Annotated in this window: 12 protein-coding genes; 6 read left to right on the forward strand and 6 right to left on the reverse strand. The window is 37.6% G+C overall.

Annotated features, from left to right (window positions below):
• Positions 1-9: 9 nt before the first annotated feature.
• A complete protein-coding gene (locus CDL10_RS00060) occupies positions 10-1,914 on the reverse strand; it encodes a hypothetical protein (protein WP_100676630.1) in 1,905 nt (634 codons plus the stop codon).
• Between the two features lie 830 nt (positions 1,915-2,744).
• On the opposite strand from CDL10_RS00060, the gene CDL10_RS00065 reads away from it, so the two are divergent.
• Both CDL10_RS00065 and bshA read left to right on the forward strand, forming a co-directional pair.
• Entirely contained in the window at positions 2,745-5,660 is a 2,916-nt protein-coding gene (locus CDL10_RS00065; protein ID WP_243389265.1) for a glycoside hydrolase family 3 N-terminal domain-containing protein, read from the forward strand.
• 279 nt (positions 5,661-5,939) lie between these two features.
• Positions 5,940-7,073 (forward strand): N-acetyl-alpha-D-glucosaminyl L-malate synthase BshA, encoded by a 1,134-nt coding sequence (gene bshA / locus CDL10_RS00070; RefSeq protein ID WP_100676632.1) that lies wholly within the window; start codon positions 5,940-5,942, stop codon positions 7,071-7,073.
• A 161-nt stretch (positions 7,074-7,234) separates the two neighbouring features.
• On the opposite strand, the gene CDL10_RS00075 is transcribed toward bshA, so the two are convergent.
• Positions 7,235-8,770, reverse strand: a complete 1,536-nt coding sequence (locus CDL10_RS00075; protein WP_100676633.1) for a PspC domain-containing protein — start codon at positions 8,768-8,770, stop codon at positions 7,235-7,237.
• A complete protein-coding gene (locus tag CDL10_RS00080) occupies positions 8,767-9,102 on the reverse strand; it encodes a PadR family transcriptional regulator (RefSeq protein WP_100676634.1) in 336 nt (111 codons plus the stop codon). Before CDL10_RS00080 ends, CDL10_RS00075 begins: the two co-directional genes overlap by 4 nt.
• Before the next feature lie 158 nt (positions 9,103-9,260).
• Between CDL10_RS00080 and CDL10_RS00085 the strand changes: the two genes are divergently transcribed.
• Entirely contained in the window at positions 9,261-9,713 is a 453-nt protein-coding gene (locus tag CDL10_RS00085) for a DUF4442 domain-containing protein (protein WP_100676635.1), read from the forward strand.
• 2 nt (positions 9,714-9,715) lie between these two features.
• Positions 9,716-10,627 (forward strand): TIGR01777 family oxidoreductase, encoded by a 912-nt coding sequence (locus CDL10_RS00090; RefSeq protein WP_165772959.1) that lies wholly within the window; start codon positions 9,716-9,718, stop codon positions 10,625-10,627.
• Between the two features lie 13 nt (positions 10,628-10,640).
• Here CDL10_RS00090 and CDL10_RS00095 read toward each other — a convergent pair whose 3' ends face one another.
• From CDL10_RS00095 to htpG, 3 genes are all read right to left on the reverse strand, one after another.
• Positions 10,641-11,177 carry a hypothetical protein gene (locus CDL10_RS00095; RefSeq protein WP_100676637.1) on the reverse strand — a complete coding sequence of 179 codons (537 nt, stop codon included), beginning with the start codon at positions 11,175-11,177 and terminating at the stop codon, positions 10,641-10,643.
• A complete protein-coding gene (gene ychF / locus CDL10_RS00100) occupies positions 11,170-12,264 on the reverse strand; it encodes a redox-regulated ATPase YchF (protein WP_100676638.1) in 1,095 nt (364 codons plus the stop codon). The genes CDL10_RS00095 and ychF overlap by 8 nt, the downstream gene beginning before the upstream one ends.
• 332 nt (positions 12,265-12,596) lie before the next feature.
• On the reverse strand, positions 12,597-14,462 hold the full coding sequence (gene htpG, locus CDL10_RS00105; protein WP_100676639.1) for a molecular chaperone HtpG: 1,866 nt from the start codon (positions 14,460-14,462) through the stop codon (positions 12,597-12,599).
• Positions 14,463-14,620: 158 nt separating this feature from the next.
• On the opposite strand from htpG, the gene CDL10_RS00110 reads away from it, so the two are divergent.
• Together CDL10_RS00110 and CDL10_RS00115 are read left to right on the forward strand one after the other, a co-directional pair.
• Positions 14,621-15,061 (forward strand): lipocalin family protein, encoded by a 441-nt coding sequence (locus CDL10_RS00110; RefSeq protein ID WP_100676640.1) that lies wholly within the window; start codon positions 14,621-14,623, stop codon positions 15,059-15,061.
• Between the two features lie 20 nt (positions 15,062-15,081).
• Positions 15,082-15,780: an OmpA family protein gene (locus CDL10_RS00115; RefSeq protein WP_100676641.1), complete on the forward strand. Its 699-nt coding sequence runs from the start codon at positions 15,082-15,084 to the stop codon at positions 15,778-15,780.
• Positions 15,781-15,783: the final 3 nt, after the last annotated feature.

A 15,783-nucleotide genomic window follows, 5' to 3' on the forward strand; every position in this document is an offset into this window, starting at 1 on the left:
TATAATTAATTATTCTTCTACTGAGTATTCAACAATTACTTTGATAGCCAAATCAGTTGCACTTAATACCTGATACATACTTCCTGTACCGATTTTGAAATTCAACGCTCCTGCTGCTACTGACACATCGGTAGTAGCTGTAGTAATAATGGCATTATTCACATCTAAAATCTTGATACTGACTATTTGCCCTACTGTTCCGCTTGTTGGAGCAATAGAAAATGGTGCGTCAAGGTTTGCTGTACCTCCTGTAATGGTTGCGTCAAATACACCTCTGTAAATCGGGTTTCCGTCAATCCAGGTGTCACCTGTGTTTACAATATTGGTAGTATTGAAGTTATCCCCTAATGCATTTTTGATTTCCTGTATTTGGGTTGTCGACGCGTTAGTGATAGCATTTGTTACAACTTCTGAAATATCAATCGGAGTTTTATCTCCGTTGGTATCAATCGTGTACAGAACATCTGGTGTATTTGCATCATCGTCGTGGTCTCCATAATATACATTTCCGCCGGCATTCAGGATATTAGTGATTGCGTTTTGGACATCTGTATTGTTTGTAATAGACCAAATCATATCTGCTGTTACGTTGATATAATTTTTCACACTGTTCTCTGCATTGTATTCATAAGCTACAATATCACTTGCACTTGGGTCTGTCGTTACTGGTGCATAAGCTGCATTATCTGCACTTCTTGCAATAGTAGTTCTCGTTTCATTAGCTCTTACAACCGTCTGAAAAGCTGTATTTTCAACAGTGTCCCATGCTTCTGTAGTTGCATTCCACATCTCGAAAGAAGCCTGTCCGCTTCCGTCTAAAACGATTTTGGTAACGCCACTCTGCATAGCGTTTTGAGATATGTACTCAATATATTCCTCAACAGTATAATAATCTGTAGTAGAACCATCAACTAAAATCGTAGTTTCTTCTTGTAAAATTGTTTCAAAGTTGTTTACAACACCAGCTACTACATCAATTAAAATTGCACCGGCAGGAACAGCTGTCCACTCATCAGTATCCGTTTCTCCTCCACCTGCAATATATGTTTCAGACAAATAGTATTGGTTCCCGTTATATTCTACAATTGTAGTTTTGGACTCTGCCTCTGCTACCAAGTCGTTTAATGGAATGGTTAAGTATTGTGTTCCGTTCCAATATTGGAATACCCACTCAGCAGGATCTCCCGCTGCTGCGATGTTTTTGTAAATTACATTTCCTTCAACCTGAGAAGCGATTTCCTGAATTATTTGTTCAATAGTAATAGTATCGCCGTCATACTCTGTGGTTTGATTTAAGATACTCTCAAAATTATTAACCACATCGCCCACCGCATCAATAGTTGTTGAGGCTGCTGAATCGGGAATATTTGCAACTGTATTTGCCGGATCTGCTGCCAGCCAGTTTTGAATTGCTTCTTCAGAGAAATATAGATACTGAGCGTTATCAGTCCCCGTTTCGTTTACTTTCTTAAAAAATGTTTTGGTTTCGTTGGCTGCAACCAAATCTGAAAAATCAATGGTTTGCCAGTCGCCATTTTCATCATAGTATTGGAAAACCCAGTCGCCGCTTACTTCCTTATAGATGACATCTCCTTCTTTGTAGCCGGAAACATCGTCCAAATCAGCTTGGTTAATCACGCGGTTCCATTGGTTATCTGCCCAATAATAATAACCCGACGTTACATCGTTACGGTCTATCGTATTATACACCAATAAACTTTCTTCCTGTGTGCCTGTTATCGGAGCAAAAGTATTCACGTCAGTAAGTTCAACTCGTGGTATTAAAATACCTTTATTCTCTGCCACAATGTCTAATTGTGCTGAAGTTGCCGGTGTAGAAATGCCAATCCCTACCTGTGCATTTGCAAAGTAAACTGAACCCAAAAGGGCAGCCATAATAGTAATTTTTTTCATATCTATAAATTTTAATGTTTGCTCTCTTTAGAATTATCACATCTTACTATATTTTTTTCTTTTTAATTAAAGATGTATATTTTTTTTTCGTTGTTTTTCAAAACATGATAATTGTCATATTTTATAAAAACAGATAATTGTCATATTTTATAAAAACAACAAATCATTTTTTTACTAAATCTTGCAGTAAAATTACAAATTTTTTAACTCCCATTCCCTACCTGAGCATTTTTTAAAGTCTTTTGTTTTGCACAATTTAACATTATTCTTTGTTAATAACTTTTTTATGTTAAATCGAATATTGACCATAAAAAGCTGAAATTAACCATATTAACCACTACAAACAATAAACCATCAATAAGACTTATTTATGTTAATAACTTTTTTGTTTTTTTCATTATTTACCTTTACTTAAAACAAAATAAGAAATTTTTTATCCATAAATAACATTATTATTACACTCATTTCATATAAAAAACCAACCAATGCACCCTTTTTTTCATTTAGAGCATAAACAAATTATTAGATAAATTTTAAATAGTTTCTGAAATTTTGAATGTGAAATTTCAACTTTGGTTGTAACGATAAAAATTTTAAATAAATTCAATATATGAACTCACACTTTGATTATGTTATGCTATAAATTTCCTCTGCAAAGCTAGCTTAACTACTTGCTATTTTACATTCAAATAAGGTCAAATTATCTCTTCAAAAAAGTCAATTAAGAAAATTAGGCAAAAAGTAACAGCAAAACTTTTCTCTTGCATCTTGCCTCTTTAAATTGTATTTTTGGAGTTGATTTTGTTTTTACCGCTATTATGAAAAAATATTTGATATTATTCTCCCTGCTGATAACCGCAACCTTGATGAATGCCCAATCTCAAACAGAATGGGTTAACCAGCAATACGAAGCAATGACGCTGGACGAAAAAATCGGGCAGTTGTTTATGGTTGCCGCTTATTCCAACAAAAATGAAAAGCATATTCAGGAGTTGGAGCAATTAGTAGAGCAGCAGAAAATCGGTGGTGTAATATTTTTTCAGGGCGGTCCGCACCGGCAAGCGGAAATAACCAATCGTTTGCAAGCAAAATCTCACATTCCGTTATTTGTCGGCATTGATGCTGAATGGGGGCTGAGTATGCGGCTCGATTCTACCCACACCTATCCGTTTAATATGACCTTGGGTGCCATTCAGGATTACAAACTAATTCATCAAGTGGGCGAACAAATAGGCGAACAGGCAAATCGTATGCACATTAATTTTATATTTGGTCCGGTAGTGGATATCAACACCAACCCAAAAAATCCGATTATCGGCGTGCGTTCGTATAGCGAAGATAAAGAACAAGTGGCGATGCACGCTATTGCGTTCAAAAACGGTTTGCAGCAAAAAGGCGTACTGGCAACAGCCAAGCATTTCCCCGGACATGGCGATACCTCTGCCGATTCGCATCACACCCTACCCTATCTCAGTTTTTCACGTGAACGATTAAACGAGATGGAACTTTATCCCTATCGAGAATTGATTAAATCGGGCTTATCAAGTGTGATGGTCGCTCATTTGGAAGTGAAAGCCCTTGAACCAAAAAAAGGGTTACCTACTTCCCTTTCCTACAAAACAATCACAGAATTACTTCGCAACGAACTGAATTTCGACGGATTAATTTTTACCGATGCCTTAAATATGAAAGGCGTAACACAATACAAATCACCGGGCGAAGCGGATTTGAAGGCATTCAAAGCTGGTAATGACATATTGCTTTTTTCTGAAAATGTATCATTGGCGATTCAAAAAATCAAAGAAGAAGTTGAATCCGGAGCTATTTCCGAACAACGATTGGAAGAATCTGTAAAAAGAATTTTAAATTATAAATACCCGATTGCTGCTCAAAACTCAACAGCCATCAATCTGAAAAACCTGAATCAGGATTTAAATAAACAAACCTATGAAGATTTAAACAAAACGCTGTTCCAGTCAGCATTGAGTTGGGGCAAAAAACCATCTTCATTTTTAAACGAATCAGAGAAAATCGCCTATGTGAAATTGGGCGATGACGTGAATACTAATTTTGTATATGCTTTGGAACAACGGGCAAATGTTACCTCATTTTACCTGTCAAGCATAGATAATCCGCAACAGCTTAAAGAATATGACAAAATAGTTTTAGGATTTCATAAGGCTGATAATGCCTGGAAAAATCATGATTTCACAGCCAACGAATTAAAGTTTATTCAGCAAATTGCTATAGTCAAACCAACCACTTTGGTTGCGTTTACCAAACCTTATTCCCTGCTTTCGATTGATAATTTTTCTCATCTTGACGGAGTTTTATTAGCTTACCAAAACAACAAATATGCCCACGAAGCAGCTGCCGAAATCTTGTTCGGAGAAATCGAAGCCAAAGGAAAAATTCCGGTAACCATTCCGAAACTGGCAGCATGGAGCAACGATAAAACCGAAATAAAAAAACAGACAAAAAAAAAGGATAAAGACGAACCTTACATTGCAGAATTACACGATTTATCGCCCAAAAAGCTACAAAACCTGTCTTATTCTACCCCAGAAAAAGAAGGTTTGAACAGAGTAAAACTTCAGGAAATAGACCAGGTTGCCCAACGAGCGGTCGATTACGGCTACACGCCGGGTTGCCAGGTTTTGGTTGCCCGAAACGGAAAAATTGTGTATCAGAAAGCTTTTGGCGAACAAACCGACGATTATCCGTCTATCGACATAACCAACGAAACGATTTATGACTTGGCGAGCCTGACTAAAATCCTGAGTACATTACCGATGGTTATGAAAATGTATAACGACGGCGTACTGAAATTTGACCAGACTTTGGGGCAATGGCTTCCGGAATTTAAAAACACTGACAAAGCTAATATTACAATTAAGCAAATGCTGTTGCACGAATCTGGTTTGGCGGCATGGATTCCGTTTTACAAACATACTTTAGTTGACGGACAACCCGACGAAAAACTGTACCATTCGCAATACAGCCCGGATTTTCCGGTACAAGTGGCGGAGCATTTATATTTGAGTAAAAATTACCGCAAAGAAATGATGAAACAAATCGTAGAATCCTCACTTGGTACCAAGAAATACAGATATAGTGACTTGAATTTTATTTTGCTTAAAGAAATAGTAGAAAAGCATTATCGCAAACCCATCAATCAATTGGTTGAACAATATTTTTATGAACCGATAGGTACACGACTAACATTCAATCCGTTGCGTAAAGCCGATATACATTATATTGCTCCTTCCGAAAAAGACAATTATTTCCGACATACCGAAGTACACGGTTATGTACACGATATGGGAGCCGCTATGATGGGCGGAGTTGCCGGACACGCCGGATTATTCGGAAATGCTGAGGACGTTTTTAAAATGATGCAGTTTTATCTGGACGGAGGAAAAGCTAATGGCAAACAAATACTTTCTGCAAAAACTTTACAGGATTTCAACCATTGTTATTCCTGCCAAAAAGGGAGCCGGCGTGGTGCAGGTTTTGATAAACCTCAGCTACCGGGCGACAAAGGACCGACTTGCGGGTGTGCATCGCCGAAAAGTTTCGGACACACCGGTTTTACCGGAACCATTGCCTGGGCAGACCCCGATTATGATTTGGTATATATTTTCTTGTCCAATCGCACCTACCCTCATGCTGATGAAAACAGACTTTCAAAAGCTGGAACCCGTGAAGATATTCAACAGATTATTTATGATGCCCTTCAAGATTAATATATCTTTTTAGAGGTAATCAGATAATTACATATTTTTAGACTTTGTAAAAGCCTTTAAACACAACGGTTGTCATTGACTGCGTCGAATCTTCGATTTCCGCAGGACTCGAGCTTGCGAACAGAACGAAGTTAATTTCTTATCAGTATCTGTAAAGATGCTTAAGCATGAACACGACGTTGAGTTCAAAACACCATTGATTTACAATCTTATCTTTATCATAAAAAATAGCGGTTTAGGATATAAACCGCTATTTTTGTACAAACAATTTCTAACAAAATGAAAATAGCTATTGTATGTTATCCAACATTTGGTGGTAGCGGCGTGGTTGCTACCGAGCTTGGACTATCATTAGCACAACGTGGTCATGAAGTGCATTTTATTACTTACAGACAACCGGTGCGTTTGGCTTTACTGAACCCGAATGTGTTTTTTCACGAAGTGAATGTTCCCGATTATCCGCTGTTTCATTATCAGCCTTATGAGTTGGCTCTGGCTAGTAAAATCGTAGATTCGGTCAAGAAATACAACATTGATATTTTGCATGTGCATTATGCCATTCCGCATGCGTTTGCCGGTTATATGGCGAAGAAAATGTTGGAAGAATCTGGTATAAAACTACCTATGGTAACTACTCTGCATGGTACAGATATTACTTTGGTGGGTAATCTGCCAAATTACAAAACCGCAGTCACATTTAGTATCAATCAATCTGATGTGGTAACGGCAGTTTCGGACGATTTGAAAAAATCCACCTACGATTTGTTTGATGTAAACAAAGACATTAAAGTAATTCCGAATTTCATTGAAGAAAAAATGAATGATTTTGCTTATGTGCATTGCCAGCGACAGCAACTGGCTGAGCCGAATGAGCGGATAATTACCCACGTGAGCAATTTCAGAAAAGTAAAAAGAATCAATGATGTTGTAGAAACTTTTTACCGCGTTCAGCAAAAAATGCCTGCAAAACTGATGATGGTCGGCGATGGTCCGGAACGTACTCCGGCTGAAGAACTGGTCAAATCGTTAGGTATAAGAGATAAGGTAATATTTTTCGGAAACAGCAACGAAGTGGATAGTATTCTGAAATATTCAGATTTGTTTATGCTTCCGTCCGAAACGGAAAGTTTTGGTTTGGCTGCTTTGGAGGCGATGGCGTGCGGCGTTCCGGTTATTTCTACCAATGCCGGAGGTTTGCCTGAAGTAAACGTACAGGGCGTAACCGGGTTTATGAGTGACATCGGCAATGTGGACGACATGGCTCGTAATGCGATACATATCCTGAAAGATGAAAAAACACTCAATCAATTTAAATCCAACGCTTTAAATCATTCCAAGACATTTAGCGTAGATAATATCGTCCCGATATATGAAAAAATTTACCAGGAGGCTTTGTCTGTGATTAGTTTATAAGGCACTTCCTACGTCAGTGTGACAATAAACAAAAACCACCTCTTCACAAGGTGGTTTTCTGCGTAAACAAGTAATATTCAAATTAATTCAAAAACTTTACAGTAGTAATTGCATTACTTTCTGGACTAAAAAACATACAAATGGAATCATAATCTATATTTTTAAAGGTTATCATCATGTTCTGGTAGGCAACTCACACATTTGAGTATCCCGTTTTCAAACTGATAATACTGAATTCCATCTTCAATATCATCATTGTTTATGTAATTTTCATACTTTTCATTGAGTCGGATAGTTTTACCTTTTGGTAAGTAAAGATAAACAGTTACCTGATTATCAATACGCCAAGACGAGTCTGTCGCCAGCAAGGCATCTGACAATAAAATTCGGTTATCTTCCGTATTATACTGATAAGGTAAAACTTTAGGTGTATGAATAGTTTCTACATAACTATTGTTTTTGCTGATAGATACTCTCGTTTTTTTATCATAAAATGTTTTGGACTTTACTTCCATATAGGTCGTATCAAAAGGTGTCGATAATATTTCCAGATTCACACGGCGATATTCTTTATAAAAATTACCGTTTGTAATCGAATCATTAACCGAATACATTCTGCTGTCTCGTACGAAATCTATCAACAATGTGTCCTTTTCTGTCTGAATTATCTCTTTAGAAATTTCTGTTTTGTAACTGTTGAAATGGTCTTGAAAGAATTTCTTTTTCTGCATGCCTAAATCGATACCGACAATGGAAAAATACACTAAACTAATTCCCCACAGAATCCCAATACCAATCAATGATAAACCTAAATATCTTATGTTAGAATATAGCAATGATAATCCAAAAAGAAGTATGGCGATACAAGGAAGGAATATCAATCCGAAAAATGCAGACAATACTGCCCATTTTGGATATCCTAAGGATACGAAATCTATAATATTCTCACCAAAAATATTAGAATTAGACCCCATACTGATGGCAAAAGTAGCAATTACAGCTCCTATCATTCCGAGAATTCCCAACACAAGCAAAAAGATTCCAAATGTTTTTTGAATAGCATTGACCAAGCGTTTGGAATTGTTATCGACTCTGTCATAATACTCTTTTTTATTTTGTGCATATTTCAGATTTCTTTTTTCGATACTATCTATAGTCACGGGTTCGCCATACATTTCCAATATCTCGGAAGTAGTGCGTGCTTTCGGAACGATAATCCATAAAACAATATACACAATAGCACTTGCCCCGTAAGCGAAAAGCAACAGAATAAACAGCAAGCGAAGCCAAACCACGTCAATGTTCAGATAACGTCCTAAACCGGACAACACCCCTCCCAATAACCGGCGTTCGCCGTCACGATACAGTTTCTTATTCCTGCGGGAATAATTCTCACCACTGTAATAGGTTTCTTTATGATTATTGTCTTCTTCCTCTCCCAACATATAATCTTCAGGCTGACCTAATAAATCAATTACCTGATTAACATCTTTCATTCCAATGACTTCTTTTTGATTATTCACATTTCCTGCGAATATCTCGGCAATTCTAGCTTCGATATCTGCCATAATTTCTTCTCTACCCTCATCGTTCAAAGAATTTCTAACAGACTCCAGATAATCATTAAGTCTTTGGTAGGCGTCTTCATCAATGTGAAAAGACAATCCGGCTATATTAATGGTCAATGTTTTGTTCATGATTTCGTTTTTTCTGTGATTTGTTTAACTGCTTCTGATAATTCCTGCCATGTCAGGGCTAATTCTTCTAAAAATACTCCTCCCTTTTCTGTGAGTTTATAGTATTTCCGTGGTGGTCCTGCGTTAGATTCTTCCCAACGATAGCTCAAAAATTCGCCGTTTTTCAACCGATTCAGCAAAGGATAAACTGTTCCTTCCACCACCAGCAATTTCGCACCTTTGAGCTCCTCCAGTATTTCGGAAGTATAGTAATCTTTCTCTTTGAGCAAAGAAAGAATACAAAATTCCAAAATGCCTTTCCGCATTTGTGCTTTTGTGTTTTCAATATTCATAGAACTTGGCTTTGATTAGTTATTTACACTGCAAAGATATATATTATATTTTGTACTATGCAATACAAAGTAGTTTATTTTAACAATAAATTAACTTTACTAAAAATTTGCAATCTTAAAATATTATTCCTAATTTTAGAATCCAATTAAGAACACTGATGAAAATAAGCCCGAAAAAGTTAAACAGCTATTTGTTTTTCAAGTTGCCGTCCGCCTTTTGGTGCGGTGTTCGGGTTTTATCAATAAGCGAGAGAGCCTGTTGTGTAACCGTCAGGCACCGATGGATTAATCAAAATCCGTTTCGTTCGATGTATTTTGCCGTACAAGCAATGGCAGCAGAATTAAGTACCGGAGCGTTGGTAATGACTGCCATTCAGGAAAGCGGTCGGAAGATTTCGATGCTTGTGGCAAAAAATAACGCAGAGTTTACTAAAAAAGCTACTGGAAAAATTACATTTGTCTGTGAAGACGGAAATAAAATCCGGGAAGCCGTTAACCAAGCCATAGGAACCGGGGAAGGACAGAAATTCTGGGCACAATCTATTGGAAAAGATGAAAAAGGAAATCAGGTAGCCGTTTTTAATTTTGAATGGACCATTAAACTTAAATGATTATGAAAATATTAATTGCCGGAGCCACCGGATTAATCGGTACGAAATTAACACAACACTTGCTTGATAAAGGGCATGAGGTTAACTACCTGACGACAAGTAAAACAAAAGTAAAAAACGATGGAAAATTAAGCGGTTTCTTTTGGGACCCGTATAATAAGGAAATAGACAATGAGGCTTTCGACGGAGTAGATATTATTATTAACCTTGCCGGAAAATCAATCAATTCATCATGGAACAAAGAAGGTAGAAAAGACATTTTCAGAAGCCGTATGAAACCTTCTGACGCTTTATATAATTACCTGAAAGACAATCCGCATCAGGTAAAACAAATCATTAGTGCATCTGCCATTGCCATATACCGTTCAAACAAAAACAGATATTATAAAGAAGATACGCAAATATTAAGCAACAGCTTTTTAGGGCGGGTTTGCACAACATGGGAATTGTATAACAACCAATTCGAATCCATCGGAATACCAACAACCGTGTTACGATTAGGATTGGTGTGCAACAAAGGACAAGGTGTACTGAAACCATTCGTCACAATGTGCAAATATTTCTTTGCCGGAAGTTTGGGTTCAGGTAGTCAATGGTACTCGTGGATACACATTGATGATGTCGTACGAATGATTGATTTTTGTATCGAAAACAGCCTAACCGGTACCTACAATGCCGTTGCCCCGACACCAATCAAACAACGTCAGTTTATCCGAAAAATCGCTAAAAAACTTAAACGCCCAATCACAAGACCACCTATTCCTTCTTTTCTATTGATACTCGCTATGGGAGGAAAATACAAACTCATTACCGATAGTCAGAAAGTATGTGCAGACAAAATTATTTCCAAAGGTTTTGAATTCAAATACCCTGATTTTGATAGTGCAATTAATGATTTGTATGGGAAAAAGTAATGCGTAGAGTTTTCTAAAGATGTGGTTTTAGAAAAGTTTTTAAGATATCCCGGAAAGTTTTTGGGGTATAAATAACCTGCTGAATGATATCCGTTTTTAATTCCTGACTAAGAATTAATTGCGGATAATATTTTATCCAGTCCGGTGCGTCGAGGTCTTTGATTTTCTTTAGTGCTATCCGGATTTCTTTGGCTGTTCTCAATACAGCTTTTCCATCATATTGCGGCGATAAGTAATGGTTATAGTCATAACCGTTTACTGATTTCTGAATATAAAAAACAGCCTCGTTTTCACTGTTCGGGTAAAAGGAATCCCAAGATGCATAACCGATATGCTGATTTTGCATCTTGTTATTCCCAGCCAATTTCCATCGACAGTTTCCTACCCTACCCCAATGGTTTGATTTTCGAAAAATTCCTTCTGAAGTGAAGTAATAAGTACTGCCTTTTCGGCTGATATAGTGAAACTGATCAAATTCCTTTTCTACCACATCAAAAACGCAAAAAGTGTTTCTGTGAAAATTATTCCGATGGTATTCAGGTTTACACATTAAATCTGAAGTGCATAATATCACCGTCTTTCACGACATATTCCTTCCCTTCTACCCTGAGTTTTCCGGCTTCTTTTACTTTTGCTTCCGAGCCAAATGCCACAAAATCGGCATACGCCATTACTTCGGCACGGATAAATCCTTTTTCAAAATCAGTATGAATCACGCCGGCCGCCTGTGGTGCAGTATCGCCAACATTAATCGTCCATGCCCGAACTTCTTTTACACCAGCGGTAAAATAAGTTTGTAAATTCAGTAGTTTGTAAGCCGAACGAATCAGTTTGGAAACTCCCGGCTCGTCCAAGCCCATATCTTCGAGAAACATCTGGCGTTCTTCGTAAGATTCCAGCTCAGTAATATCTGCTTCTGTGGCAACGGCAAGCACCAAAACCTCAGCGTTTTCGTCCTTGACCAACTCTTTAACCTGTTCTACATATTGATTACCTCCGGCTGCCGAATTTTCATCTACATTGCACACATACAACACCGGTTTGTTGGTAATCAACTGAAAATTATCCATCAGTTCCTGCTCGTCTTCATTTGCCGGTTGTACGACTCTTGCTGATTTTCCTTCGAGCAAAATCCCTCTGATTCTTTCCAGCAAATCAGCTTCTGTCTGTGCTTCTTTATTACCTGTTTTGGCTGCTTTTTTTACTTTTTCTAATCTTTTTTCAACAGTTTCGAGGTCTTTTAACTGCAATTCTATATCAATAGTTTCTTTATCTCTGACCGGATTCACGTTTCCGTCAACGTGAACAATATTATCGTTATCAAAGCATCTCAACACATGGATAATGGCATTACACTCTCTGATGTTACCCAAAAACTGATTTCCCAAACCTTCGCCTTTGCTGGCTCCTTTGACCAAACCGGCGATATCGACAATCTCTACTGTTGCCGGTAAAACTCTTTCGGGTTGCACCAATTCTTCCAATTTTTCCAATCGCGGATCGGGTACATTAACCACCCCGATATTAGGCTCGATAGTACAAAACGGAAAGTTTGCACTCTGGGCTTTAGCGTTTGACAAACAGTTAAATAATGTTGATTTTCCTACATTGGGTAGTCCTACAATTCCTGCTTTCATATTACGTTTTATTGCGAAAGGGCAAATATACCAAAATAACGCGAATTCGCATTAAAATATATTTAGTACACGACAAAAAACGCAAATGTTTCATTTACAAACTATTGTTAATCTACCACAGATGCACAGATAATTTTTTCTGATTAAAATCGGTGGAATTATTATCTGAACAAGATTTATTTTTGAAATTTATATCTGTGTATCTGTGGCTAACAATTAAATTTTTATCTTTCTGGTATTTATAAATTTTGTCGCGTACTAATAAATACTAATCACAAAAAAACGCCCGTAAAAAATATTCACGGACGCTGTAATTTCTCATTTCAGCCTGTTTATATCAACTTCGCGAAATTGGTTTTCACAAACTTGGTCAATTCCTCTCCTTTGAGTAAGCCTTGCGACAGTTTTGCCAAATCCAAAGCTTGGTTAACCAGTTCTTTTTGCTTGGTTTCCTCTTTGGTTTCCAAGATTTTTCCAACCAATGGCGAATTGGTATTTACCACAAGATTGTACATATCGGGCATATCGCCAAACATTGTCATTCCGCCGCCACCGCTCATTTGCATGTCTTTCATTCGTCGCATAAATTCCGGCTGTGTAATCAGAAAAGGTGCGGCATTGCTGTCCAAAGCCTCCGTTTGCACAGTATAAGATTTACTATCAATTACGCTTTCAACAGTTTCTTTGAGTTGTTTTTGCTCTTCCTCAGATAATTTCGATACCTCATCATCAGATTTTTTAATCAGTTTGTCAATGGAATCAGCATCAACACGGGCAAAACGCAATTTTTCATTATCTGCTTCCAGTTTTTGGATAAGATGCGAAACGATTGGCGAATCGAGTAGCAACACTTTGTACCCGCGTTCTTTTGCTTCAGCGATATAACTGTGTTGCCCTTCTTTGTCAGATGCGTACAACACAATCAAATTATCGTCTTTATCGGTTTGTGAACCTTTGATTTTCTCTTTCAGCTCATCTAAAGTATAATATTTTCCGTCCACAGTCGGATAGAGTGTAAATTCACTGGCTTTTTCATAGAATTTTGGTTCAGTGAGCATTCCGTATTCCAAAACCACTTTGATGTCATTCCATTTTTGCTCAAAATCTTCCCGGTTATTTTTGAACAATGATTTGAGTTTGTCAGCTACTTTTCTGGTAATGTAATTGGCTATTTTCTTCACATTTCCGTCGGCTTGCAAATAGGAACGCGACACATTGAGCGGAATATCCGGCGAATCAATCACACCGCGAAGCATCGTTAAGAATTCCGGCACGATTCCCTCCACATTATCTGTGATAAAAACCTGATTTTGATAGAGTTGTATTTTATCTTTCTGCACCTGCATATCTCCTTGTAATTTCGGGAAATACAATATTCCGGTCAGGTTAAACGGATAATCGACATTCAGATGAATATGAAACAAAGGTTCGGCAAATTGCATCGGATACAACTCTCGATAAAAGTTGTTGTAATCTTCGTCAGTCAAATCCGTCGGTTGTTTTGTCCATGCCGGATTCGGGTTGTTGATAATCGTTGGTACTTCTTTTTTGTCGTCGCCTTCACCTTCAGTATGCGTTCCGAACTGAATCGGAACCGGCATAAATTTATTGTATTTTAACAATAATTCCCGGATACGCCCGTCTTCCAAAAATTCTGTGGAATCATCAGCAATATGCAAGATAATTTCTGTTCCGAAATCTTTTTTGTCTGATGCTGTCAATGTAAATTCTGGCGAACCGTCACACGTCCAATGTACTGCCGGCTCATCTTTGTAGGACTTCGTGATGATTTCCACTTTGTCGGCAACCATGAAAGCGGAATAAAAACCTAATCCGAAATGCCCGATGATTCCGGCATCTTTGGCAGTGTCTTTATATTTTTCCAAAAATTCTTCCGCTCCGGAAAAAGCCACTTGGTTAATGTATTTTTCGACCTCATCGGCAGTCATTCCAATACCCTGATCAATGATATGAAGCGTTTTGTTTTCTTTATCTGTTTTTATCTCAATAACCGGATTATCCTGATTAACATTGGCTTCGCCCAGCGAAATTAAATGTTTCAGCTTTAATGTGGCATCGGTTGCATTGGACACCAACTCTCTCAGAAAGATTTCGTGGTCGCTGTACAAAAACTTTTTAATCAGCGGAAAAATGTTTTCCACTGTTACATTAATTTTTCCTGTTGTGCTATTTTCCATATTTTTAAATTCATTTTTGAGTTAGTCGGAAATAAATTCTCAAAAAAAGTACCAAGCTGTTATTTGTGACAAAAAGTCAGCTTTCTTAAAAAAAATCGCCTCCACTTTTGATTTTGTGGCACAATGTTTGTAAATTTGTTTAACAAAAAATAATCATTATGAAAAAATTTATCGGACTTAGTGTTTTGGCGTTGGGCTTTGTTGCCTGTAAGCCAACAACCAATCCGCAAGCTCAGGTAGGGCTGAAAGGCGATTGGACTTTGACATTGGTTACCTATCCGAAAGGGTACAATGTGAAACCTTTTGGTGTGGCTGATGCAAAATGTTTTGAAAACAGCCATTGGAAATTTGTACCTAATAACAATAAAGGTGTAGTTTCTGTAAACGGTGGAAAAGATTGCCCGGTGTTTGATGCCAATATCGTTTGGACAATAACTCCGAATAACGATTTTACACTGAAATTTGTCGGTGATGATAAACCGAAAAACGTAAGAGAAGGTTATGTTTTCAGCATTCAAAACCAAACCAAAGAGAGTTTTAAACTGGTAGATAATTCTACCGAAATTCAAATTGAATATCATTTTAAAAAAAATAATTAATTTAAAAAAAATAATTAATCATGAAAAAATTTAATCTTTACTTCATAGCAGGAACCTTTGCTTTAGGTTCTGTTTTCACAGGTTGTGATTCTGTTAAAAATGCAAATAACACCCAAAAAGGAGCTGCTGCAGGAGCTGCTGCAGGAGCAGTAATCGGTGGTGTGTTGGGTAACAATGTCGGCAGCAAAAACAATAGTGCTTTGGGTGCTGTATTAGGTGGTGTTATCGGTGGTACAGCCGGGGCCGTTATCGGTAAAAACATGGACAAGCAAGCTCAGGAAATCGAGCAGTCTATCCCGGGTGCGGAAGTAGAACGTGTCGGAGAAGGTATTCGTTTGATTATGAACGAATCTACTGTTAACTTCGCTTTCGACAGTTCTGATTTGACTTCTACTGCAAAATCTAATCTGGACAAATTGGCAAAAGTGTTTATCGACAACCCTAAAACACAAATCAGTATTTTCGGTTATACCGACAGCGTTGGTAGAGAGCAATATAACATGAAATTGTCAAGAACCAGAGCAAACGCGGTAAAATCTTACTTAGTGAGTAAAGGAATCGGTACAAAACGTATTACTACTGAAGGTATGGGACCTGCAGACCCGGTTGCTTCTAATGACACCGATGCTGGCAGAGCAAAAAACAGACGTGTAGAGTTTTCTATCGTGGCTAACGAAGATATGATTTACGACGCAAGAAAAGAAGCTGCAAGATATTAATCA

The sequence above is a fragment of the Avrilella dinanensis genome (assembly GCF_002807015.1).
GTDB classification, from domain to species: domain Bacteria; phylum Bacteroidota; class Bacteroidia; order Flavobacteriales; family Flavobacteriaceae; genus Flavobacterium; species Flavobacterium dinanensis.

Bases quoted from the DNA above. Each gene is read 5' to 3' on its own strand.
- CDL10_RS00110 (WP_100676640.1), top strand. From the start codon at position 14,621: ATGAAAAAATTTATCGGACTTAGTGTTTTGGCGTTGGGCTTTGTTGCC.
- CDL10_RS00115 (WP_100676641.1), top strand. From the start codon at position 15,082: ATGAAAAAATTTAATCTTTACTTCATAGCAGGAACCTTTGCTTTAGGT.
- CDL10_RS00075 (WP_100676633.1), bottom strand. From the start codon at position 8,770: ATGAACAAAACATTGACCATTAATATAGCCGGATTGTCTTTTCACATT.
- CDL10_RS00090 (WP_165772959.1), top strand. From the start codon at position 9,716: ATGAAAATATTAATTGCCGGAGCCACCGGATTAATCGGTACGAAATTA.
- ychF (WP_100676638.1), bottom strand. From the start codon at position 12,264: ATGAAAGCAGGAATTGTAGGACTACCCAATGTAGGAAAATCAACATTA.
- CDL10_RS00095 (WP_100676637.1), bottom strand. From the start codon at position 11,177: ATGTGTAAACCTGAATACCATCGGAATAATTTTCACAGAAACACTTTT.
- CDL10_RS00080 (WP_100676634.1), bottom strand. From the start codon at position 9,102: ATGAATATTGAAAACACAAAAGCACAAATGCGGAAAGGCATTTTGGAA.
- bshA (WP_100676632.1), top strand. From the start codon at position 5,940: ATGAAAATAGCTATTGTATGTTATCCAACATTTGGTGGTAGCGGCGTG.
- CDL10_RS00085 (WP_100676635.1), top strand. From the start codon at position 9,261: ATGAAAATAAGCCCGAAAAAGTTAAACAGCTATTTGTTTTTCAAGTTG.
- htpG (WP_100676639.1), bottom strand. From the start codon at position 14,462: ATGGAAAATAGCACAACAGGAAAAATTAATGTAACAGTGGAAAACATT.
- CDL10_RS00060 (WP_100676630.1), bottom strand. From the start codon at position 1,914: ATGAAAAAAATTACTATTATGGCTGCCCTTTTGGGTTCAGTTTACTTT.